This is a genomic window from Polaribacter sp. HaHaR_3_91, from assembly GCF_019278525.1.
Taxonomy (GTDB): domain Bacteria; phylum Bacteroidota; class Bacteroidia; order Flavobacteriales; family Flavobacteriaceae; genus Polaribacter.
Genome location: NZ_CP058986.1, coordinates 837,199 through 858,942 on the forward strand (window position 1 = coordinate 837,199; position 21,744 = coordinate 858,942).

The following is a 21,744-nucleotide window of genomic DNA, read 5'->3' on the forward strand; positions in this document are numbered from 1 at the left end:
ATAAAAAAACCGTATCAAATTTGATACGGTTTTTTACTAAATATTATTTTTTCCTATCCTAAGAAAGGGTATTTATAATCTGTAGGAGAAACCAATGTTTCTTTTATCAATCTAACAGAAGTCCAACGTAATAAGTTTTGTGCAGAACCAGCTTTATCATTTGTTCCAGAAGCTCTTGCTCCTCCAAATGGTTGCTGACCAACAACAGCTCCAGATGGCTTATCGTTAATATAAAAGTTTCCTGCAGCATTTTCTAATGCTTTAGAAGCTTTTTCTACAATATATCTATCAGTAGAGAAGATAGCACCTGTTAATCCGTATTCTGTAGATTCATCTACTAATTTTAAAGAAGCTTCCCAATCTGCATCTTCGTATACATAAACCGTCATTACTGGGCCAAATAACTCAGTTGTCATGGTTGCGTATTTTGGAGATTGACTAACAATTACAGTAGGCTCAATAAAGTAACCAACAGATTTATCATGGTTTCCACCAATAATTATTTCAGCGTCTTTATCTTTTTTAGCAGCTTCGATATAACTTGTAATTTTATCAAAAGAACCTTCGTGAATCACTGCGTTTATAAAGTTTGAAGTATCTTCTGGAGATCCCATTTTTAACTCACTTACTTGTGCAATTAAATGTTTCTTAACCTCTGGCCAAAGTGACGCAGGAATGTAAGAACGAGAAGCAGCAGAACATTTTTGACCTTGGTATTCAAAAGCACCTCTTGTCATTGCAGTTGCAACTTGTAAAGGATTAGAAGAGTTGTGAACCCAGATAAAATCTTTTCCACCAGTTTCTCCAACAATTCTTGGATACGTTTTATATGTATGGATATTAGTACCAATTTGCTTCCATAATTCTTTAAAAACATGTGTAGAACCTGTAAAGTGTAATCCAGAGAAATCTGGAGAACTTAATACAGTATCAGAGATCATAACTGGATCTCCGTAAACAACGTTTATTACACCATCTGGCAAACCAGCTTCTTTAAATAAATCTACAATTACTTGTGCAGAATATGCTTGATGATCAGAAGGTTTCCAAACAACAACATTACCCATTAATGCAGCTGATGCAGGTAAATTTGCAGCAATAGATGTAAAGTTAAAAGGAGAAATAGCGTAGATAAATCCTTCTAAAGGTCTGTATTCAACTCTGTTCCAAACTCCAGGGGAAGATGTTGGTTGATCTTTAAAAATATCCGTCATGTATTCTACGTTAAAACGGAAGAAGTCAATCATTTCACAAGCAGCATCAATTTCTGCTTGATACACGTTTTTAGATTGCGCAATCATAGTTGCTGCATTCATTCTTGCTCTATAAGGTCCTGCTAGTAATTCTGCAGCCTTTAAGAAAATTGCAGCACGTTCCATCCAACTTACGCTAGACCAAGCCTCTCTAGCAGCTAAAGCTGTAGAAATAGCAGTGTCTACATGCGTTTTATCTGCTGTGTGATATTGCCCAACCACATGTTTATGATCATGAGGAGGAGTAATATTTTTAGTATTTCCTGTTCTAACTTCTTCACCATTAATGTGCATTGGCACATCAATATTGCTGTTATACATAGCTTTATAAGTAGCTAATAATTCTTCCTTTTCAGGAGAGCCCGGAGCGTACCCTTTTACAGGTTCGTTTACTGCTTTCGGAACATTATAAAATCCTCTTGACATTTGTGTGTATTTTAAGTTTTAATCGACTAATTTTGAGTTTCAAAGTTACAATTTTTGTTTCAATAATTTTAACTGAATTTTTATGTCCTTTGTTAAGGAATGTATAAAGATATCGTCTAAACGTAAAGTTTATCATAATTAATTATAAAAAGTATGTGTACAGTAAGTTATTTGCCTTTAGGGAATAATGATTTTATCTTAACTTCTAATAGAGACGAGACTCCACTAAGAAATACAATTCCACCTCAAAATTATATAGAAAATGGTGTTCAGTTAACGTATCCAAAAGACGAATTAGCTGGCGGAACTTGGATTGGTTTGAGTGATAAAAGTCGATTGGTTTGCCTTTTAAACGGTGGTTTTAAAATACATACAAGAAAGAGTTCTTATAAAATAAGTAGAGGTATTATTGTAAAAAATATTTTATCTGCTGATGATGGAGTGGCTTATATAAATAATTTTGACTTTACAGAAATAGAACCTTTTACTTTAATTTTAGTGGATTGGAAAAATCAATTAGATACCTACGAATTGGTTTGGGATGGAAATATAAAACATTTTAATAAATTAACACAAGAACCTAAAATTTGGTCTTCTTCTACTTTGTACACAGAAAAAATGAAAGAAATGAGGCAAGTTTGGTTTTCTAATTGGTTGTTAGAAAATGATGAATTTCATCAAGAAAAAATATTAGGTTTTCATCAGAATGAAAATTTAGGAAATACTGAGACTTCTCCTAAAATGAAAAGAAATACTGTAGAAACCGTAAGTGTTACTTCTGTAAAAAAAGAAAAAAGTAAGGTTAATATTACTTATTTGGATGTTTTAAATCCTCTGAAAAGCAAAATATTATAATTTATAAAATAAAACAGCTATCTAACTTAGATAGCTGTTCTGTTCATTAAAATATTGCTTTTAATTATTTTGCAATTAGTATTTTCTTAACTGCTTTTTGTTTTCCGTTATTTACTTCAACAAAATACAAACCTGCATTTAAAGAAGATACATCTACCTTACCTATAGCATTGTTGTTTTCTAATTTAGTTTCTAAAATTTTAGTTCCTAAAATAGAGTATACTTTAACTGTGTTAAAATCTGTTGAAGTTCTGTTGATGTATAACATATTATTAGTAATAGGGTTTGGATAAAACTCTAAACCTAACTCTTCTGCTGAAGAAAATTCATCTAATCCTAAATTAGAAGAACCATAAAACTCTATTTCCGTAATGGCTGTCCAAGCACTTTCTCTTTTATCTGCAGTACTATTAAATCGTCCAAAACCTAATAATTTAACATAACGTGCTTCTGTATTTACTTGATATTGATTAAATTCTGTAGTGCTTATAGCTGTTAATAGTAAATCACCAGAAGTAGGTAATATCATAGAGAAATTATCATCTTCTGTTCCTGTGTTAGAGACGTAGATTTGAAATCCGAATGCGTCTGATTTATTAGTGGTGTTAAACTGAATTAAATTTAAAGTTTGTGAACTTCCTAAATCGTAAATAACGTATTCACCATCACCTTTGTAATCTCCAGAGATAATAGTACCGTCGTCTGCGGTCCATTCTGTATCTAAATCTTTGTCTAAGGAATTAGTAGCAAACTCACTTTTAGAGCTGTTTTCTTTAGAGAAAGAATGAACGGTTACTTTATCTGTAGCTAATCCGGTTCCTGTATTAATTAACGTATATAAATCGGTTAAATCTGCACCCTCTTGCGTAATATTTAAAGTTCTTACAATATTATCTCCTCCAGCATCTTGTGTAAAAGTTACTGTACCGGTTCTGTTTGTAGTTTCTGTATTTTTTGTTACTGTAACAGAGATAGTTGCATTACCAGTTCCAGAATTAATATCAATAGAAATCCAATCATTATTAGATACTGCTGTCCAGCTAACGTTTGCATTTACAGAAACATCATTGCTTCCTGCGGCTGCAGTAAGTGAAGGCATGCTGCTTACTGTTAAAGATTCAATTACTTCAATTGAACAATCACCATCAAGAATGCTATTTCCTAAATTATCAGCAAAACAAGCTCCAATTCCATGTCCAACCATATCATCTGTTGCTGGTCTATAAGTTCCCATATCAGCTCCTTTACCAATAGATCCTGTTCCTGAAAACGTTAAAATCTCGCCATCTGCTGTAGCTGTAATTGCTGTTTTTTCAGAAAAACCTTCATTTGTTTCGCCTAAACTTGTACCTGTATATACGTTTCCTGTATAAGTTAATTTTGTACCTAAATTTGTGTAAGAAGTTTCAGTATCGCCAGAAATAAGATTTGTTATATTTGGATTATTAGCCGTGAAATAAATTAAGTTATTTGAAACTGTTCCTGTAGGGTCTGTTGATCCTTTATCTGTGTTATAAAATAAAGGAGCATTTGTGTTTACAATTGAATTATTAGAAACAATAATATTTTCAGTTTTTTGATATCCATTAGATACACTTGTAGAAGTACAATCAACAGAGTTATTATCAGATCCTCCTATAAATGTGATACCATTATTCCATTTTGCTTGGTCAAGAACTGTAACGCAATCTTGAATATAGTTGTTGGTAATTGTATGGTCGCTATCTGTTATTCTAATTCCACCTGTACCATCAACTCCTTCTCCTAAAAAGTAATTACCATCTACAGTTGCATTAGAACCATGTCTAAGTACTAACGAGCCTCTAGATCTTCTAAATGTATTGTTTGTGTACGTATTGTTTTTACTTTTATTTGTAATAATTTCATTTTCACCATCGGCTTGTACAAAATAATTATTACTAACAACGGCTCCACTATTTATATTTTGATATTCACTTGTACCGATACGTATGGTTTCACTATCTCCAGCATTACTTTTGCTGGCATCCATTTTTTCAAAATTATAGAAATAATTATTCATAATCGTATGTCCTACTAAATCACAACGAGTATTTACGGTTTCAAATCCATTATCTGGTTCACCGTCTTCTGGTTCATCATAAGGAGGTGCCCAAGCATTATAGGCGTACTCTGCCAATACAATTGCACCTGCACTAGATTTATTTAAAAAAGAACAATTAATTACGGTATTATAAGTTCCAAATAAAACGATCCATCTATGTTTTGTAATCGATCCATCTTCTAAATCATCGGCAAGATCATCTGGTTCTATTTTTAAACCATCAATTACACAGTTCTGAATTGTACTATGGTGCGCAAGGTCGTAACCGTTTCTAAACTCTATAAAGTTACTGGCACCATAACCGCCTTTCCAATGAAAACCATCTACTACTAGATATTCACCAGTAGCAACTTTTACACCGTCTTCTGTTTCACCTCCGATAGTTAATCTAGGTCCTCCGGTAAAAATTACACCACCAGGAGTTTCTGCTCTTAAGGTAACAGGGTTTTCTGCAGTACCAGATCCCAGAAACCTTATTCTTTCGTCTGTATCATAAGTTCCATTTTTTAAGATAATGACATCTCCAGGTTCGTAGAGTACATTTCTTACGTCTTCCGGATCGTCAATATTATACGTTGTCTGGGAGGTAGAAATTTGTGTGATTAATAAAAGTAATGCTGCTAAAAAATACTTTTTGTTCATGTTAATTGTTGTTTAATATTAATAATATTTGGTAAACCAGTTTGGTAAACCAAATATAGGGAATTAAACAACTGAAAACAAGATGTTTATTTTCTGTGAAGGTATTAATGATTAAATGTTAAAAAGAAAGGAGATTTTGCTAAAACACTTTGTAAAAAAGTATAAAGCTTAAAGGATTTTTATAGAAAATGTAACATTTAGATCTAAAACAATGCAAAAGCAATAAAGGAAATAAAAACAACACCTAATGAAGTGAAAATCATAAATAAAACATTTGCAAATAAGTATTTAAATAATGTTTTAATAAAGCTTTGTTCGTAAAAGTTTTTCATTGCTAGAAATAAATATAATAAAAAAAGCAATAAAAATAAACCTGCATAACTGTCTGTTTTTATAAAGATGTTTAGAATATAAAAAATTGAAAGCAGCAAGAAAAAGAGGGTTTGCGTATGGAAAACAAATATTAAATGTTCTACATAGGTAAACTTACTTCGGATGTAAATAAATTTTAAAAAGAGTGTAAATAAGGGTAGTAGTATAAATAACGCAATTGAAGAGTAGGAAAGAAATTGCTTTTTTAACTTTTTGGAAACTGTGCTATCTGTATAAATAGTATTGATTAACTGAGACCTAGAATACCAAAATTTATTAGAAAAACTTTTATGTATTTTTAGACTATCTAAAGCGTCATCTACATAAAGGTTAGGGTGCTGTTTTTGAAACTTCAACATTTTAACTATTTTTATTTCTTTGCCACCAACTTTAAGGAATGGCATTTTAGAAATAGTATCTTTAATAGCAGTTAATGTGGAATCTGTTTCTTTTAAATTTAAGATAGAATCCTTTTTTTGATCTTCTTTTAAATTGAGATTTATAGCATTAAAAATATCCGTATTGTTCGGATTTTTCCCATTTCTAAAATTATTAAAATCGTTATAGCTATCTGTAATACCAATAATTAAAAAGAAGATAACAGAAACAGTTAAGTAGAATTTAAATGGGTTAGAATAACGCTGTCTTTTCCCTGCAATGTAATTTTTAGAAACCTCTCCGGGTCTTATTAAAAGTGGAATTAATGTTTTCCAAAATTTAGCATCAAAATTAAACAACCCATTAAATAAATGATGAATAAAGCTGTAAAAAGTAATTCTATTTCCTTTATTCTCTTGGCCACAATCTGGACAAAATTTTTCATGTCCACTAAAAGGATGCCCACAATTTAAACATGCAGGATCTTTTATGATAATTGTTTTCTTTTTAGATTTGGTTAGTTTAATGTTGATAAGGTGGTTAGTTGAAAGGTTGGTATAATTACTTTAAATTGTTCAAAAGTTTCTAGGTTTATCATGGTGTAAAACCCTTTCATGGCGCCAATGTTAGATTCTAAAAAACAACCAGAACCATACTTATATATGTCGTTTGGTTTTAAAATTGGTGTTTGTCCTACAACACCTTCTCCACTTACAATTTCTGTGTTATTAAGTGTATCAAAAATTGTCCAAAATCGATCTGTTAGTTTTACAGTTTCGGTAGATTTATTTTCAATAGTAATTATATACCCAAAAATGTGGTGCAGTCTGTTGTTTCTATAATTTGTGCCTTTGTATTTAGTATCAACAGAAATTTTTATGCCTTTTGTAATTTGGTTTATCATTGATAGTAAATGTAGTTTTTTTGATTTTAAATTACAAATGATTTTTAATCTGATTTATGTTTTTTTTAAATTATAGTACATATATGATTGGTTTTCTCATAAACAACTTTTACAAGATCTAAATATTCATAGATAGGGGCTACTCTGTTATTCTTTTTAGTTTTTTGTGTAATACATTTTCTTATTATGGACGCTCTTCTATCTTAGATTGTGTAAAGTTTACTCATTTACACAATTAATTACACATGTTTTACACGGGTTAATTAAAGTGGTATAAAAGCGACGGAGTTCTAAGTTCTTGTTTTTAAAGTGTTTACTGATGATTGTTGCGAAGTAATTCTACATGGCATATTTATTTCTATATACTAATCAGAAATAATAACAACCTTAAAAACTTATATCATGAAAAAATTAATTTTTACAGTAGCAGTAGCAATTTTATCAAGTGGAGTTTCAATCTCAGCAGCAAACATCAACAATAGTAATCATTCTGATGAAGTAATTGTGATGACAGTAAATGAAGAATTTAAAGAAGTTGCTTTAGAAGATTTGCCAGAAGCAGTAAGTAATGCAATTTTAAAAGATTATGCAACGGCTATTATTGGTAAAGCATACGTAAACGAAAGTGAGCAATATAAAATTGAACTTACTATTGATGAAACTGAAAGTGTAGTTTACGCAGACAAAGAAGGTAATTGGTTAAAAGAAGAAGATGTTATTGCTAAACAAGGAGCGTAATTTTTAAACCAATAACTTTTAACTCAATTCTGAATACCAATTAAGTCCTTAATTATGAGAAAAATAATTTTAACTATAACTGTAGCAATCTTAACAAGTGGAATTTCAAGTTCTGCTTTAGCAAACAACAATATTAATTCTAACGAATATGTTGAGGTAATGCGTAAAGATTTTAAAGAAATTACTTTAAAAGAAGTTCCGGTAGCTGTTAAAACTGCAATTGTAAAAGACTTTATAGCTGCCTTTGTTACTAAAGTTTATGTGAATGAGAGTAAGCAATACAAGATTGCACTTACTATAGATGATGAAACAAAATTTGTTGTTTTTGCAGATAAAAAAGGGCATTGGTTAAAAGATAAAGAGGTAAGAGCATAAAAGTGTTGTAGTTATAGGCTAGGGATCTATAATTATAAATTTCAAAATACCTAATCACAAAAAATAATTAATAATTAAAAACATACAATCATGAGAAAATTAATTTTAACAGTAACCGTAGCACTTTTAACAAGTGGAGTATCAGTATTTGCAGCAAACAATATCAATACAAACAATGCAGATGAAATTGTTGTTGTAGTAACTAATGATGATTTTAAAGAAATTTCAGCAAAGGAATTACCAGAAGCAGTTTCTAATGCAATTATAAAAAACTTTCCATCAGCTACAGTTAACAAACTATATGTAAATGGTAGTGAACAATATAAAATTGATCTTACTATTGATGAAACTGACGCTGTAGTTTATGCAGACAAAGAGGGGAATTGGATAGAAGAAGGTGATGTTGTAGTGAAGGAGTAAAGTTATAATAGTCTATATAGTAAAGTAGTTGTAGGTCTTAGGATCATCAGTTTATAAATATTCAATCTTAAAGTAATTAATAATTTAAAAAATACAAAACCATGAGAAAATTAGTTTTAACAGTAACCGTAGCACTTTTAACAAGTGGAGTATCAGTATTTGCAGCGAACAATATCAATACAAACAATGCAGATGAAATTGTAGTTGTAGTAACCAATGACGATTTTAAAGAAATTAGCGTAAAAGAATTACCAGCAGCGGTTTCTAGCGCAATTGTAAAAGATTTTGGAACAGCAACAGCTATTAAAGCATATGTAAACGGAAGTGAGCAATATAAATTTGAACTTACTTTAGATGGAGAAGAAAAGGTAGTTTATGCAGATAAACAAGGGAATTGGTTAGAAGAAGCCGATGTTGTAACAGCTGAATAATAGGTCTATATCAGTCAAGAAAAATAAAGTAATTATAGGTTTAAAAGTCTTTAATTTAAAAGTATTCAATCATAAAATAATATAAAAATATAAAATCATGAGAAAATTAGTTTTAACATTAACCGTAGCAGTCTTAACAAGTGGAGCAACAGTATTTGCAGCAAACGATATCAATACAAATAATGTAGACGAAATTGTAGTTGTAGTAAGTAATGACGATTTTAAAGAAATTACATTAGAAGAATTACCAGAAGCAGTTTCTAACGCAGTTTTAAAAGATTTTCCAACAGCTACTGTTGTAAAAGCTTATGTAAATGGCAGTGAGCAGTATAAAATAGAATTGACTACTGATGGAACTGAAAGTGTAGTTTATGCTGATAAAGATGGGAATTGGTTAGAAGAATCTGATGTTGTAGTAATGGAGTAAAGTCCGGTTCATAAAAAATAAGTAACACAATTATAGGTCTAAGGGGCCTTTAATTATCACACATTCAATCATAAAATAATTTAATAATATAAAAATATAAAATCATGAGAAAATTAGTTTTAACATTAACCGTAGCAGTCTTAACAAGTGGAGCAACAGTATTTGCAGCAAACGATATCAATACTAACAATGTAGACGAAATTGTAGTTGTAGTAAGTAATGACGATTTTAAAGAAATTACATTAGAAGAATTACCAGAAGCAGTTTCTAACGCAGTTTTAAAAGATTTTCCAACAGCTACTGTTGTAAAAGCTTATGTAAATGGCAGTGAGCAGTATAAAATAGAATTGACTACTGATGGAACTGAAAGTGTAGTTTACGCTGATAAAGATGGAAATTGGTTAGAAGAATCTGATGTTGTAGTAATAGAGTAAAGTCTGGTTCATAAAAACAAGTAACACAATTATAGGTCTAAGGGATCTTTAATTATCACAAATTCAATTATAAAATAATCAAAAAAATATAAAATCATGAGAAAATTAGTTTTAACATTAACTGTAGCAGTTTTAACAAGTGGAGCAACAGTATTTGCAGCGAACGATATTAATACCAATAATGTAGACGAAATTGTGATGGTAGCAACCAATGACGATTTTAAAGAAATTGAAATAAAGGAATTACCAGAAGCAGTTTCTACCTCAATTTCAAGAGATTTTTCTACAGCCACTGTTGTTAAAGCATATCTAAATGATAGTGAGCAATACAAGATTGAACTTACTGCAGATGGAACAAAAGGTGTAGTTTATTTAGATAAAGAAGGTAACTGGTTAAAAGGTACAGACATTATAACAGCAAAAGAAGAAGGGGATTTTAGTGAAGAAAAAACTGAGTAGTAAAAAGTTTCAAAAATTTTTTAAACTCAATTTTTCAGAAGAGAAAGACATTTTTTAATTAAAATGTCTTTTTTTTGATTACAATCAATTTATCTTGATATTTTTGTAACAAATGTATAAGCTTTATGAAGGAGATTTTATTAGTTGAAGATGATGTAGCATTTTCAGAAATGTTGAAGCAGTTTCTTAAACGACATAAATATGTTGTGGAGGTGAGTTATAATATAAAAAATGCTTTGCAACAGTTAGAAAAGAAGAATTACGATTTAGTTTTTACAGATTTACGTCTTCCAGATGGTGATGGGATTGCCTTGTTAAAGCAAATAAAACTTAGTAAAAAGGCTACTCCAGTAGTTTTAATGACTAGTTACGCAGAAGTTTCTACAGCTGTACAAGCAATGAAACAAGGGGCTTTTGATTATATTTCGAAACCTTTTAACCCAACTGAGGTCTTAGAAGTTATTAGCAATGCTTTAGAGGAAAAGGCAGATGATGTTGCCGAACATCAACAAAAACAACAAAAAGAGGCACAGCAAGAAAAAGAAAGAAGTAAAGCAGATACTGGTTTTGTAAAAGGTATTAGCAGTTCTTCTAAAGTTCTTGATGAATATATTGCTCTTGTAGCTCCTATTAATATGTCTGTGCTGGTTACGGGTGAAAGTGGTACTGGGAAAGAGGTTGTTGCAAAAACAATTCACTTACAAAGTCCTAGGCATAACAAACCATTTATAGCGGTAGATTGCGGTGCAATACCTAGAGAAATAGCTTCAAGTGAATTTTTCGGACATAAAAAAGGATCTTTTACAGGCGCTAATGAGGATAAGATTGGGCATTTTGAGTCTGCAAATGGAGGAACTCTTTTTTTAGATGAAGTTGGTAATTTGTCTTATGAAAATCAAATACAACTGTTACGTGCTTTGCAAGAAAGAAGAATTAAACCGGTTGGAAGTAGTAAAGAAATTAATGTTGATATTCGTTTAATCACCGCAACAAATGAAGATTTGCTTTTGGCAGTTGAAAAAGGCGATTTTAGAGAAGATTTGTACCATCGTTTGAATGAATTCTCTATAAAAGTCCCTAATTTAAAAGACAGAAAAGACGATTTAATCTTATATGCAGATTTCTTTTTAAACAAGGCAAACCAACAGTTGAATAAATCTGTAATTGGTTTTTCTAAAAAAGTATTAACTATTTTTCAGAATTATCAGTGGCCTGGTAACTTAAGGGAATTGTCTAATGTGATTAAAAGAGCTACTTTATTAACAAAAACAGAAGTTATTGACGTAGATGTTTTACCAAGTGAATTAACTAAAGTAAAAGAAAACACTGTTTCATCAAACAAATTTTCTACAAAAGAAAACGAAAAAGTACTCATTATTAGTGCGCTAGAAGAAGCAGGAAATAATAAGACTCAAGCAGCAAAATTATTAAATGTTACTAGAAAAACACTTTATAATAAAATGAAAGAGTATGACCTTAATTAAGGTACTCTTCTAAAGTTGTTATAAAAATATTTAATTGTTTCTCAAAATCAATAAATTCGGATTTATTAATAGTTGTCGTAGTTTCAAATACTTCTAAATAAGGAATTACGGCTTTTACCTCCAGCTGCTTAAACATACTAAGCATCTTGTGGCTTATTTCATTTAGCTTCTTAATATCAGTCTCTTCTTTGGCTTTTATCAGTGTTAAGCTATTCTTTTTAGTGTCTTCTAAAAAAATATGTAAGGTGTTTTTTATGGAAGCAATATCATTACCTAAAAAAGATTGTAAAGATTTTATACTAAAACCTACAGTTGCTTTTTCAGCACCTTCTACTACTTTGGTTTTAAGTGGTATGCTACTCGACTTAAAAAAGCGATGTAAAACATCTTGAAGTTGGTTAGAGTTAAAAGGTTTTATCAATACTTCTGCAAAGCCAATTTTTAAATACTCTTCTCTAGAAATATTTGCACGTCCGGTCATTGCAATAATCGGTTGATTTTTATAAAGTTTATGATTTTTAAGGATTTCCATAAAATGGATACCATTCATCTTTGGAAGTTGAATATCTGTTATTACAAAATCATACGAAATTTTATCTATAGCATTAATAGCATTTTGTGCATTCTCAAATGTGTATACTTTAATATTAAATTGTTTTAAAAAATCATTTAAAAGTAGGCGAACAGAAGCATCGTCTTCTACAACAACAGCGGTTAAGTTAAAAGCGGTAGTTGTCTTTTTAGTTTCTTCAGTTTTTATAATTGGTTTATCAGATAATTTTACCGGTATTTTTAAGGTAAAAGTACTTCCTACATTTAGTTTGCTATCTAGAGTTAGTTTTCCTCCTAAAAGTTCTACTAATTTTTTAGAGATGGTTAAGCCCAAACCAAAACCTTTTAAATTGTTGTCGCTTGCATTTTCTGCTTGATTAAAAGCATTAAAAATAGTTGCTTTTTTGTCTTTACTAATCCCGATTCCAGTATCTATAATTAAAATTTCTAAAGTGCTTTTGTGGTCTTGTTGCTTTATAGAACTTTGAATAGTAATAGTGCCCTTGTTTGTAAATTTACACGCATTTACAATTAAATTATATAGAATCTGTTTAATTCGAAAAGGATCACTAATAATAAGACTGTTAATGGAATCGTCCTGTTTAACAACAAAGCGTACAGGTTTGTCTTGAATGATATTTTTCGAATTTAGAATAATCTCATTAATATAATTCTCTAGGTTAAAAGGAATAGATTCTATAGCAATATGACCATTTTCTAGTTTAGAGAATTCTAAAAGATCATTTACCAACTGCCCCATATATGTAGATGCGCTTCGTATATGGTCTAAATAATTTTTGTCTTTTGTGTTTTCTGTCGATTTTTGGAGTAGTTCACTAAAACCAGAAATAGTACTTAGCGGAGTTCTTAAATCATGGCTTACCATAGAAATTAACTGTTCTCTACTTTTTAAAAGTGACTGTGTTGTGCTATTCGCCTTTTCTAACTGTAAACGATAGCGCTGGGTTTTCCAGAAATCACTTAAAATTATTATAGAAAAAATAATAATGATGATAAAACTAATTCCGGCTGCAAATAAGATAATTTTTCTACTCTGGTTTAATGTTGCTTCTCGTTGCTTGTCCATATTACTAGTGTAGAAAAGGATGTCTTTTTCAAGATTTTCTAACAATTCTTGTAGTTTTCTAGAAATGGTTAAATCATTATTTATAAGTTCATTTTGCTTTTTTCTAAGGTAGAAGCGCTGGCTGTTGTTTTTATTTTGAGCCTCTTTTAGCATTTTTCTAGAAATAGAAACTAACGAGTCTATTTGCTTTTGTTCAATATTATTGATAGAATCTTTGGGTACGTATTGGTTTAGAGCTAGTGCAAAATTTTCTAACTTAGAACTCGTTCCGTTATCAAAATATAAAGGATTTTTAATAAAATCATTTATTGTAATTTTTAAAAGTAAAGAGTCTATAGAGCCTAATTTATTTATAGCTTCAGTTATAGGTTTGTTAGAATCGTAGTTGGTATTTAGATCTTTTAAATCTATAATATTTTTCAATTTTTTATCAATAATTAATTTTATACTATCTAAAATAAACTCTTGAGAATTGTTAGTAACAATAAGGCTCAGTGAGTCTATTTTTGATACTAATTTTTTGTTTTCTTCTAGGTATTCATTAAATTTTGTTGGAGAATTTAACTGTAGTGCAGCTCTAGCGATGCTTTCATTTTTGTATATGTGGGCTATTAAAGTTCCGGTTCTAACAATCACATTTCTATCGGAGATATCTTGTTTTTGTAATTGTGTAAATGTTTTTAGTTCAGAAAGCACTAAAAAACCAGCAATAGTTGCTAAAAGACCAAGTATGATGTAGCCTATTATAACTTTAAAAGTAATATTCTTTTTTAATGATTTCATAAAGTAGTATGTGTGTAATATTTTTTAAAGCATGCTAATTTTATAATAAAAAAGCAATATTTTGTTTACCTATTCTGATTGAAATAACCTGTTCCAATACCGATTACACGTTCATAAAAACTACCAAAAGGTTTGTAATATACAATTACAGTGTACTCGTTTTCGGTTTCATAAAATGTACCAAGTATATCATTTGTATTTACATTTCCATTAGCATCTAAAGTAACAAAAGTGTAATTATAAAAACCTTGTTTTAAAAGCATATTTGCAGCATAGTATTTTTCCTTAGAATTAAACTCCATTCTGTTTTCTTCCGTAATATTAAAATCATTAAAAGCACCGTAAACATAAAGATCTTTATTAGCAATAGGTTCATCAGCTAAAACAGAAAAGTGCATCATTGCATAATCTGCTTCCGTTCTAGAATCATCTGCTTCTATAGTTCTAACCACAAATTGTCCGTTAATATCTGGGTTGTATTTGTATTCGTTAAATTGATTAAACGTATAAGGATATAAATAATGATGAAAAACATCTTCCTTAATTACTTTTACTACGTTTAAACTATTATTTCTAATAATCTTATTATCGAAATACAAGTACTCGTTTCCTCCCCAAAAATTAGTTTTGTTGGTGTACGTATATAATAATTGATTGGGTTTAAAAAAGGTAGGTTGTAGGTCTGTTATTTTTTCGTTCCAATTATTATTTTTTAAGATAACAACATTTATTTCTTGACTAGGGTTGTTTATCTGTATGTTTGGATGCGTTATAGAAAACTGAACCGTTTGTTGTGTGTTTAATGTTTTTGTATTTCTACTTCTTTCTACGGATACACCAACGGTAGTCGCATTTTCGAACAAAACAAAACGCCTTGTAAACATAAGCTCATCATAACTATTTAAAACAGATAAAAGGTAGTTTCCACTTTTGGTAATTACGGTATTTACATTCGGTATTTGAACAGAATAATGGGAGTAACTTTGTAATGTGTTAAAAGAATTGGTTACTTCTATAATGGTATTTTGATCAAAACCATTAATGTATTGGCTAGATGACAATCTGCTAGGTTCCCAATCATGCGTCATATGTGCTATTTTGTATTGATAATCTTTACTATCTGCATCTAAATCATCAAAAGATAATTCTAATACAGTGCCTAAAGGAACAATGGCAGAAAAGTTGTTTTCTTGCAGTGGTCTTAACTGAATAGATTTTATGTTTTGCGAAAAAGAGTTTAGGCAAAATAGGATTGAAACAGTGATTAGAAGCTTTTTATACATGTTACAAAAATAGTGTTCATTTGTTTTAATTATCAATATTTAAGCCAAAATTTATAACTTAAACGTTTTCATTTATTCGTATTATTTAGATTAATTATAAATAAGAATATTTAACTAAGATAAAAGTTAAAATGTTTCACTCATACATAGCAAAAAGCCTAAATTTGCTTGATTTTTTAAGATAACTAACAATTCCAATTTACTATGTCAAAAGACATTCGTATTAAAAAAGGCTTAGATATTAAGCTTATTGGCGCTGCAGAAAAAACGACTAAAGAGGTTTCTTTAAGTAGTATTTATGCGGTTAAGCCAGAAGACTTTCACGGAATTACACCTAAACTTGTAGCCAAAGAAGGAGCAGAAGTAAAAGCAGGAGAAGTACTTTTTTATTCAAAAAGTGACGAACGCATTTTATTTCCTAGTCCTGTTTCTGGTAAAGTAGTAGAGGTTATACGTGGAGCAAGAAGAAAAGTATTAGCAGTTAAAATTTCTGCAGACACAACACAAGAATATAAAGATTTCGGGGCTAAAGATGCAGCTAAAATGTCTGCAGAAGAAGTTAAGAATCATTTATTTGCTTCTGGTTGTTGGCCATTTGTAAAACAACGTCCTTTTGATGTTGTTGCAAATCCAAACCAAGCACCTAAAGCTATTTTTGTTTCTGGGTATGCAAGTGCACCTTTAGCAGCAGACTTAGATTTTACTTTAGCAGGTAAAGAAGCCGAATTGCAAGCAGCAATTACAGCGGTTTCTAAACTAACTGAAGGTAAAGTGCATGTTTCTGTAGGAGCCAATTCTAACTCACCTTTAGCTAACATAAAAGGAATAGAATTGCACAAGGTTTCTGGTCCGCATCCTTCTGGGAATGTGAGTACTTTAATTGCAAATATAGATCCTATTAACAAAGGAGAAGTTGTTTGGGTAGTTACACCACAAGACTTAATTGTTATTGGAGAATTACTTTTAACAGGTAAGTATAATGCAACTAGAACAGTAGCTTTAACAGGTTCTAAATTTAGCAATCCACAATATGTTACTGCTATTGCAGGAGCAACTATTGCAGATGTTACTGATGGAAATTTAGTAAATGATAATACAAGAATCATTAGTGGAAACGTACTTTCTGGAAAGCAAGTAAAAGAAGCGGATTCTTTAGGGTATTATGACAATCAGATTACTGCAATTCCAGAAGGAGATGATTATGAATTATTTGGTTGGAACAAACCAGTTTTTAATAAAGTATCTACATCTAGAGCATTAACTTTTTCTTGGTTAACGCCAAAGAAAAAATACGATTTAAATACAAACACAAACGGAGAGCATAGAGCATTTGTTGTAACAGGTTCTTACGAAAATGTTTTTCCTTTAGATATTTATCCAATGCAATTGTTAAAAGCATGTATGTATAAAGATTTAGATGAAATGGAAGCTTTAGGAGGTTACGAAGTAGCTCCGGAAGATTTTGCACTAACAGAATTTATTTGTGTATCTAAACAACCTCACCAGAAAATAATACGTGAAGGTTTAGATTTAATGAGAGAAGAATTAGGATAAGATTATGGGCTTAAAACAAAATTTACATAATTTAAAAGAGAAATATAAAGGAACCAAAATGGCACCTGCATTTAATGCAATCCATACCTTTTTATATTTACCAAATGATGTTACTCACGGAGGAACTCATATAAAAGCAGCAGACGATTTAAAGCGTACCATGAATACGGTAATTATGGCTTTAGTTCCTTGTTTGCTTTTTGGAATGTTTAATGCAGGTTATCAACACTATGCAGCAATAGATGGTTCTTTAAGAGCAGATGTATTAGCTAACTTTTTTACGTTAGATAATCTTTGGATTGGAATCTTAAAAGTATTACCACTAGTAATTGTTTCTTACGGAGTTGGTCTTGGAGTAGAATTCATTTTTGCGATCATTAAAGGTCATGAAGTAGAAGAAGGATACTTAGTAACAGGTATGTTAGTGCCATTAATTGTACCAGTTGATACACCGTTATGGATGTTGGCTGTTGCCGTTGTTTTTGGTGTAGTAATCGGTAAAGAAGTTTTTGGTGGTACAGGAATGAACATCTTAAATCCTGCTTTAACCATTAGAGCTTTCTTATTTTTCGCATATCCAACATGGATGTCTGGAGATAAAGTTTGGGTACATGATGCTGTAAATAGAGCAGGAACTGCAGATGCAATTTCTGGTGAAACTATTTTAGGTAGTTATGCTCAAAACAGTGAGGTGATTTATTCTAATTTTGATAAGTTCATGGGATTCATTCCTGGTTCTGTTGGAGAAACATCTACATTATTAATCCTTTTAGGAGCTGCTTTCTTAATCTTTACTAAGATTGGAAGTTGGAGAATTATTGTTTCTACATTTTTAGGGGCAGCCGTTATGGGATTAATCTTTAATCAAATTGTAGCAGCAGATATTATTACAGAATCTAGTTCGTTTTACGGATTAATGAATACGGTTTGGTGGGAACACTTAATGATTGGTGGTTTAGCATTTGGAGCTGTTTTTATGGCTACAGATCCTGTAACAGCATCACAAACAAATAAAGGGAAATGGATTTACGGTTTCTTAATTGGTTTTATGTCAATTATGATTCGTGTATTTAACCCTGCGTACCCAGAAGGAGTATTTTTAGCAATCTTATTAATGAATGTTTTTGCTCCAACAATAGATCATTATGTGGTACAAGGAAATGTAAAGAAAAGATTAAAACGTACTAAAGTTAAAACTGCCTAATTATGAGTAAGAGAACAGATAGTAATTCATATACAATGATTTTTGCCGTAGCAATGGTATTAGTTGTTGGTACTATGTTGGCTTTTACGGCTTCGTCTTTAAGACCAACCATAACAGCGAATCAACGTATAGAAAAACAGCAAAATATCTTGTACGCTATGGGCGTAAATGATAATGACGAAACAAGTGCAAACTTTGTTTCTACAGATATTGCTCAAGAGGAATTTAAAAAATACATTAAAAAACAATTAGTTATTCAAGGTGATAAAGTTACTGAGGATGATAAAGCGTTTTTAATTGATATTAAGAAAGAACAAACAAGCGCAAAAGAAGGAAACGAACGTCGCTTACCTTTGTTTATAGGTGAGAAAGATGGTGTTACTTTTTATATTGCACCAATTAGAGGAAAAGGACTTTGGGATGCAATTTGGGCTTATATTTCTATAGATAAGGACATGGTTATACAAGGTGCTTACTTTGATCATAAAGGAGAAACTGCTGGTTTAGGTGCAAACATAAAACAACGTTTTTTTATGGATGATTTTATTGGAGAACACTTATTATCTAGCAATGGAAACTTTAAAGGAGTTGATGTAGCAAAAGGTAATAACGACCCTATGAACGTAGACAAAACGGATAATGAGGTAGATGCCATCGCTGGAGCAACAATTACAGGTAACGGAGTGTCTGCAATGATTAAAGATGAGTTAAAGCTTTACATTCCTTATTTTAAAACTTTAAAAAAATAATTTATGGGACTTTTATCAAAAAAAGACGCAGCATTAATTACAGATCCTTTATTAGATGACAACCCTATTACTATACAGGTATTAGGTATTTGTTCTGCTTTAGCTATTACAGCTGAATTAAAAGCATCTATTATTATGGCGTTTTCAGTAATGGCAGTATTGGCCGTAGGAAACGTGGTTATTTCATTAATGCGTAATATTATACCATCTAAAATTAGAATTATTGTACAACTAGTTGTAGTTGCTGCTTTAGTAATTGTGGTAGATTTAGTTTTAAAAGCTTTTGCTTACGAACTGAGTAAAACACTTTCTGTTTTTGTTGGGTTAATTATTACAAACTGTATTATTATGGGGCGTTTTGAAGCTTTTGCTTTAGCAAACGGACCTTGGAAATCTTTCTTAGATGGAATTGGTAATGCTGCAGGTTATGGTTTAATTTTAGTTATTGTAGGTTTCTTTAGAGAATTATTAGGTTCTGGTACTTTATTAGGATTTAAAGTTTTAGGAGATCCTATTACTAAAACAGGTTTGTATGCATTTGGTTACGAGAATAATGGATTTATGATTATGCCTCCAATGGCATTAATTGTAGTTGGTATTATTATTTGGATACAGCGTAGTAAAAATACATCATTAATAGAAGAAAATTAAAATGAGTTTGTAGTAAGCAGTTATAGTTTGCAGTAAAATGCTCACTAAATACTGATACTAAAAACTGAAAACTAAAAATATGGAACATATAGAATTATTTTTCAAATCGATATTTATAGATAACATGGTATTTTCAGTATTCTTAGGAATGTGTTCTTACCTTGCCGTATCTAAAAAAGTAACTACTGCCGTTGGTTTAGGAGCTGCTGTAATTTTTGTATTAGCAGTAACGGTACCATTAAACTGGTTATTAGATCAATATATCTTGCAACCAGGCGCATTAAAATGGTTGGGTGCAGAGTATGCAGAATACGACTTAAGTTTCTTATCATTCATCATGTTTATTGCAACGATTGCAACCATGGTACAATTGGTAGAGATTATTGTTGAAAAATTCTCACCTTCATTATACAATTCATTAGGTATTTTCTTACCGTTAATTGCAGTAAACTGTGCTATTTTAGGTGGAAGTTTATTTATGCAATCTCGTGAGATTCCTACCTTAGGTTTAGCTTTAACTTACGGAGTTGGTTCTGGAATTGGATGGTTTTTAGCTATTGTAGCAATTGCTGCAATTCGTGAAAAAATTAGATACTCTAACGTTCCACCTGCTTTAAGAGGTTTAGGAATTACGTTTATCATTACAGGATTAATGGCTATTGGATTTATGAGCTTTGGAGGAATGTTAACTGGTGGTGGTGATGAAGAAGAAGAAAAGCCAGCTACAGAAGCTAGCATTAAGAAAGAAGAAGTAAAACCAGCTACGAAAGAAATTGTAGCTGTAAACACAAATACAAACCAAGAGTAGATATGATATTAGCAGCAGGTACAACAGGAACCATAATTGCAACAGTAGCAGCTTTTTTAGTATTAACACTGGTATTGGTAGCATTATTATTATTTGTAAAACAAAAACTATCGCCATCTGGTCCAGTAACAATTACTATTAATGGTGAGCGTAAAATAGAAGTTGGTTCAGGAAGTTCTCTTCTATCAACTTTAGGAAACGAAAAGATATTTTTACCATCTGCATGTGGAGGTGGTGGAACTTGTATTCAATGTGAGTGTCACGTAAATTCTGGTGGAGGTGAAGCTTTGCCAACAGAAATACCTAACTTTACTCGTAAAGAATTAAAAGAAGGAATTCGTTTAGCTTGTCAAGTAAAAGTAAAACAAGATATGGATATTTCTATTCCAGAAGAAATTTTTGGAATTAAGAAATTTGATGCCGTTGTTGTTAGAAATTACAACGTAGCGACTTTTATTAAGGAGTTTGTTGTTGAAATTCCGGAAGATATGGGATATAAAGCAGGTGGATATATTCAAATTGAAATTCCAGCTTGTGAGGTAAAATATTCTGATATGGATATTACCGCACACCCAGAAGAGCACGATACACCAGATAAGTTTGAAGGTGAGTGGGATAAGTTTAACTTACGTCCATTAGTAATGAAAAATACAGAAACTATAGAAAGAGCATATTCTATGGCTTCTTACCCAGCAGAGGGAAGAGAAATTATGTTAAATGTACGTATTGCAACACCTCCTTTTGATAGAGTAAAAGGTGGCTGGATGGATGTTAATCCTGGTATTGCATCTTCATATATTTTCAACCTTAAAAAAGGAGATAAATGTGTTATTTCTGGACCTTATGGAGAGTTCTTTATTAATGAGTCTGAAGCAGAAATGTTATATGTAGGTGGTGGAGCAGGTATGGCACCAATGCGTTCTCACTTATATCATTTATTCAGAACCTTAAAAACGGGTAGAAAAGTAACATATTGGTATGGAGGTCGTTCTAAAGCAGAATTATTTTATATCGAACACTTTAGAGCATTGGAAAAAGATTTTCCAAACTTTAAATTCTATATTGCTTTATCTGACCCAACTGAGGCAGATAACTGGACAAAGAAAACAGATATTCATGATGAAGCTGGAGATGGTTTTGTTGGGTTTATTCACAATTGTGTAATTGATAATTATTTATCTAAACATGACTCACCAGAAGATTTAGAATTGTATTTCTGTGGACCTCCATTAATGAACAATGCAGTTCAGAAAATGGGTGAAGATTTTGGTCTTGCAGACGAAAATATTCGTTTTGATGATTTTGGAGGATAGACTTCAATCAACTATAATATTACAAACCGATTCAGAAATGAATCGGTTTTTTTTGTGGGGTTAACTTTCTAAAATATAC

General features: G+C 31.0%; 21 protein-coding genes. 15 read left to right on the plus strand and 6 right to left on the minus strand.

From position 1 onward, the window contains the following. Positions 1–53: 53 nt before the first annotated feature. On the minus strand, positions 54–1,679 hold the full coding sequence (pruA, locus tag H0I27_RS03400) for an L-glutamate gamma-semialdehyde dehydrogenase (protein WP_218732506.1): 1,626 nt from the start codon (positions 1,677–1,679) through the stop codon (positions 54–56). Between the two features lie 153 nt (positions 1,680–1,832). On the opposite strand from pruA, the gene H0I27_RS03405 reads away from it, so the two are divergent. Continuing rightward, positions 1,833–2,534, plus strand: a complete 702-nt coding sequence (locus tag H0I27_RS03405; RefSeq protein WP_218732507.1) for an NRDE family protein — start codon at positions 1,833–1,835, stop codon at positions 2,532–2,534. 64 nt (positions 2,535–2,598) lie between these two features. Here H0I27_RS03405 and H0I27_RS03410 read toward each other — a convergent pair whose 3' ends face one another. The 3 genes from H0I27_RS03410 to apaG form a co-directional block, all read right to left on the minus strand. After that, the gene (locus tag H0I27_RS03410) at positions 2,599–5,259 is read right to left on the minus strand and encodes a chondroitinase-B domain-containing protein (protein ID WP_218732508.1); all 2,661 of its coding nucleotides are present in this window, start codon (positions 5,257–5,259) and stop codon (positions 2,599–2,601) included. 203 nt (positions 5,260–5,462) lie between these two features. Beyond that, positions 5,463–6,368 carry a DUF3667 domain-containing protein gene (locus H0I27_RS03415; protein WP_218732509.1) on the minus strand — a complete coding sequence of 302 codons (906 nt, stop codon included), beginning with the start codon at positions 6,366–6,368 and terminating at the stop codon, positions 5,463–5,465. A 158-nt stretch (positions 6,369–6,526) separates the two neighbouring features. Next, the gene (gene apaG, locus H0I27_RS03420; protein WP_218732510.1) at positions 6,527–6,913 is read right to left on the minus strand and encodes a Co2+/Mg2+ efflux protein ApaG; all 387 of its coding nucleotides are present in this window, start codon (positions 6,911–6,913) and stop codon (positions 6,527–6,529) included. A 402-nt stretch (positions 6,914–7,315) separates the two neighbouring features. Here apaG and H0I27_RS03425 point away from each other — a divergent pair, with 402 nt between their 5' ends. The 8 genes from H0I27_RS03425 (at position 7,316) to H0I27_RS03460 (ending at position 11,681) form a co-directional block, all read left to right on the plus strand. Beyond that, positions 7,316–7,651 (plus strand): hypothetical protein, encoded by a 336-nt coding sequence (locus H0I27_RS03425; RefSeq protein WP_218732511.1) that lies wholly within the window; start codon positions 7,316–7,318, stop codon positions 7,649–7,651. Positions 7,652–7,705: 54 nt separating this feature from the next. Further along, complete coding sequence (locus tag H0I27_RS03430; protein WP_218732512.1) at positions 7,706–8,026, plus strand: hypothetical protein; 321 nt, start codon at positions 7,706–7,708, stop codon at positions 8,024–8,026. Between the two features lie 90 nt (positions 8,027–8,116). Beyond that, entirely contained in the window at positions 8,117–8,446 is a 330-nt protein-coding gene (locus tag H0I27_RS03435) for a hypothetical protein (protein WP_218732513.1), read from the plus strand. A gap of 101 nt (positions 8,447–8,547) precedes the next feature. Further along, on the plus strand, positions 8,548–8,877 hold the full coding sequence (locus H0I27_RS03440) for a hypothetical protein (RefSeq protein ID WP_218732514.1): 330 nt from the start codon (positions 8,548–8,550) through the stop codon (positions 8,875–8,877). A 97-nt stretch (positions 8,878–8,974) separates the two neighbouring features. Then, a complete protein-coding gene (locus H0I27_RS03445) occupies positions 8,975–9,304 on the plus strand; it encodes a hypothetical protein (protein WP_218732515.1) in 330 nt (109 codons plus the stop codon). A gap of 104 nt (positions 9,305–9,408) precedes the next feature. After that, positions 9,409–9,738 carry a hypothetical protein gene (locus tag H0I27_RS03450; protein WP_218732516.1) on the plus strand — a complete coding sequence of 110 codons (330 nt, stop codon included), beginning with the start codon at positions 9,409–9,411 and terminating at the stop codon, positions 9,736–9,738. 96 nt (positions 9,739–9,834) lie between these two features. Continuing rightward, the gene (locus H0I27_RS03455) at positions 9,835–10,197 is read left to right on the plus strand and encodes a hypothetical protein (protein WP_165731914.1); all 363 of its coding nucleotides are present in this window, start codon (positions 9,835–9,837) and stop codon (positions 10,195–10,197) included. A 125-nt stretch (positions 10,198–10,322) separates the two neighbouring features. Next, on the plus strand, positions 10,323–11,681 hold the full coding sequence (locus H0I27_RS03460) for a sigma-54 dependent transcriptional regulator (RefSeq protein ID WP_218732517.1): 1,359 nt from the start codon (positions 10,323–10,325) through the stop codon (positions 11,679–11,681). On the opposite strand, the gene H0I27_RS03465 is transcribed toward H0I27_RS03460, so the two are convergent. Then, a complete protein-coding gene (locus H0I27_RS03465; RefSeq protein ID WP_218732518.1) occupies positions 11,674–14,103 on the minus strand; it encodes an ATP-binding protein in 2,430 nt (809 codons plus the stop codon). The two genes, H0I27_RS03460 and H0I27_RS03465, sit on opposite strands and share 8 nt — an antisense overlap. Positions 14,104–14,168: 65 nt before the next feature. Beyond that, positions 14,169–15,386 (minus strand): DUF5103 domain-containing protein, encoded by a 1,218-nt coding sequence (locus H0I27_RS03470; RefSeq protein WP_218732519.1) that lies wholly within the window; start codon positions 15,384–15,386, stop codon positions 14,169–14,171. A gap of 204 nt (positions 15,387–15,590) precedes the next feature. Between H0I27_RS03470 and H0I27_RS03475 the strand changes: the two genes are divergently transcribed. The 6 genes from H0I27_RS03475 (at position 15,591) to nqrF (ending at position 21,665) form a co-directional block, all read left to right on the plus strand. Next, positions 15,591–16,940 (plus strand): Na(+)-translocating NADH-quinone reductase subunit A, encoded by a 1,350-nt coding sequence (locus H0I27_RS03475; RefSeq protein ID WP_218732520.1) that lies wholly within the window; start codon positions 15,591–15,593, stop codon positions 16,938–16,940. Positions 16,941–16,944: 4 nt separating this feature from the next. Next, positions 16,945–18,144 carry an NADH:ubiquinone reductase (Na(+)-transporting) subunit B gene (locus H0I27_RS03480; protein ID WP_218732521.1) on the plus strand — a complete coding sequence of 400 codons (1,200 nt, stop codon included), beginning with the start codon at positions 16,945–16,947 and terminating at the stop codon, positions 18,142–18,144. Positions 18,145–18,146: 2 nt separating this feature from the next. Further along, positions 18,147–18,893 carry a Na(+)-translocating NADH-quinone reductase subunit C gene (locus H0I27_RS03485; RefSeq protein WP_218732522.1) on the plus strand — a complete coding sequence of 249 codons (747 nt, stop codon included), beginning with the start codon at positions 18,147–18,149 and terminating at the stop codon, positions 18,891–18,893. Positions 18,894–18,896: 3 nt separating this feature from the next. Next, entirely contained in the window at positions 18,897–19,544 is a 648-nt protein-coding gene (locus tag H0I27_RS03490; RefSeq protein WP_218732523.1) for an NADH:ubiquinone reductase (Na(+)-transporting) subunit D, read from the plus strand. A 79-nt stretch (positions 19,545–19,623) separates the two neighbouring features. Further along, positions 19,624–20,352 (plus strand): NADH:ubiquinone reductase (Na(+)-transporting) subunit E, encoded by a 729-nt coding sequence (nqrE, locus tag H0I27_RS03495; protein WP_218732524.1) that lies wholly within the window; start codon positions 19,624–19,626, stop codon positions 20,350–20,352. Between the two features lie 2 nt (positions 20,353–20,354). Then, positions 20,355–21,665 (plus strand): NADH:ubiquinone reductase (Na(+)-transporting) subunit F, encoded by a 1,311-nt coding sequence (gene nqrF / locus H0I27_RS03500; RefSeq protein WP_218732525.1) that lies wholly within the window; start codon positions 20,355–20,357, stop codon positions 21,663–21,665. The last annotated feature ends 79 nt before the right edge of the window (positions 21,666–21,744 follow it).

Excerpts from the sequence above, each read along its gene's own strand:
- nqrE (WP_218732524.1), top strand. The coding sequence starts at position 19,624 with ATGGAACATATAGAATTATTTTTCAAATCGATATTTATAGATAACATG.
- H0I27_RS03475 (WP_218732520.1), top strand. The coding sequence starts at position 15,591 with ATGTCAAAAGACATTCGTATTAAAAAAGGCTTAGATATTAAGCTTATT.
- H0I27_RS03405 (WP_218732507.1), top strand. The coding sequence starts at position 1,833 with ATGTGTACAGTAAGTTATTTGCCTTTAGGGAATAATGATTTTATCTTA.
- H0I27_RS03425 (WP_218732511.1), top strand. The coding sequence starts at position 7,316 with ATGAAAAAATTAATTTTTACAGTAGCAGTAGCAATTTTATCAAGTGGA.
- H0I27_RS03465 (WP_218732518.1), bottom strand. The coding sequence starts at position 14,103 with ATGAAATCATTAAAAAAGAATATTACTTTTAAAGTTATAATAGGCTAC.
- H0I27_RS03450 (WP_218732516.1), top strand. The coding sequence starts at position 9,409 with ATGAGAAAATTAGTTTTAACATTAACCGTAGCAGTCTTAACAAGTGGA.
- H0I27_RS03455 (WP_165731914.1), top strand. The coding sequence starts at position 9,835 with ATGAGAAAATTAGTTTTAACATTAACTGTAGCAGTTTTAACAAGTGGA.
- H0I27_RS03490 (WP_218732523.1), top strand. The coding sequence starts at position 18,897 with ATGGGACTTTTATCAAAAAAAGACGCAGCATTAATTACAGATCCTTTA.
- nqrF (WP_218732525.1), top strand. The coding sequence starts at position 20,355 with ATGATATTAGCAGCAGGTACAACAGGAACCATAATTGCAACAGTAGCA.
- H0I27_RS03485 (WP_218732522.1), top strand. The coding sequence starts at position 18,147 with ATGAGTAAGAGAACAGATAGTAATTCATATACAATGATTTTTGCCGTA.
- H0I27_RS03445 (WP_218732515.1), top strand. The coding sequence starts at position 8,975 with ATGAGAAAATTAGTTTTAACATTAACCGTAGCAGTCTTAACAAGTGGA.
- pruA (WP_218732506.1), bottom strand. The coding sequence starts at position 1,679 with ATGTCAAGAGGATTTTATAATGTTCCGAAAGCAGTAAACGAACCTGTA.
- apaG (WP_218732510.1), bottom strand. The coding sequence starts at position 6,913 with ATGATAAACCAAATTACAAAAGGCATAAAAATTTCTGTTGATACTAAA.
- H0I27_RS03440 (WP_218732514.1), top strand. The coding sequence starts at position 8,548 with ATGAGAAAATTAGTTTTAACAGTAACCGTAGCACTTTTAACAAGTGGA.
- H0I27_RS03470 (WP_218732519.1), bottom strand. The coding sequence starts at position 15,386 with ATGTATAAAAAGCTTCTAATCACTGTTTCAATCCTATTTTGCCTAAAC.
- H0I27_RS03410 (WP_218732508.1), bottom strand. The coding sequence starts at position 5,259 with ATGAACAAAAAGTATTTTTTAGCAGCATTACTTTTATTAATCACACAA.
- H0I27_RS03435 (WP_218732513.1), top strand. The coding sequence starts at position 8,117 with ATGAGAAAATTAATTTTAACAGTAACCGTAGCACTTTTAACAAGTGGA.
- H0I27_RS03430 (WP_218732512.1), top strand. The coding sequence starts at position 7,706 with ATGAGAAAAATAATTTTAACTATAACTGTAGCAATCTTAACAAGTGGA.
- H0I27_RS03480 (WP_218732521.1), top strand. The coding sequence starts at position 16,945 with ATGGGCTTAAAACAAAATTTACATAATTTAAAAGAGAAATATAAAGGA.
- H0I27_RS03460 (WP_218732517.1), top strand. The coding sequence starts at position 10,323 with ATGAAGGAGATTTTATTAGTTGAAGATGATGTAGCATTTTCAGAAATG.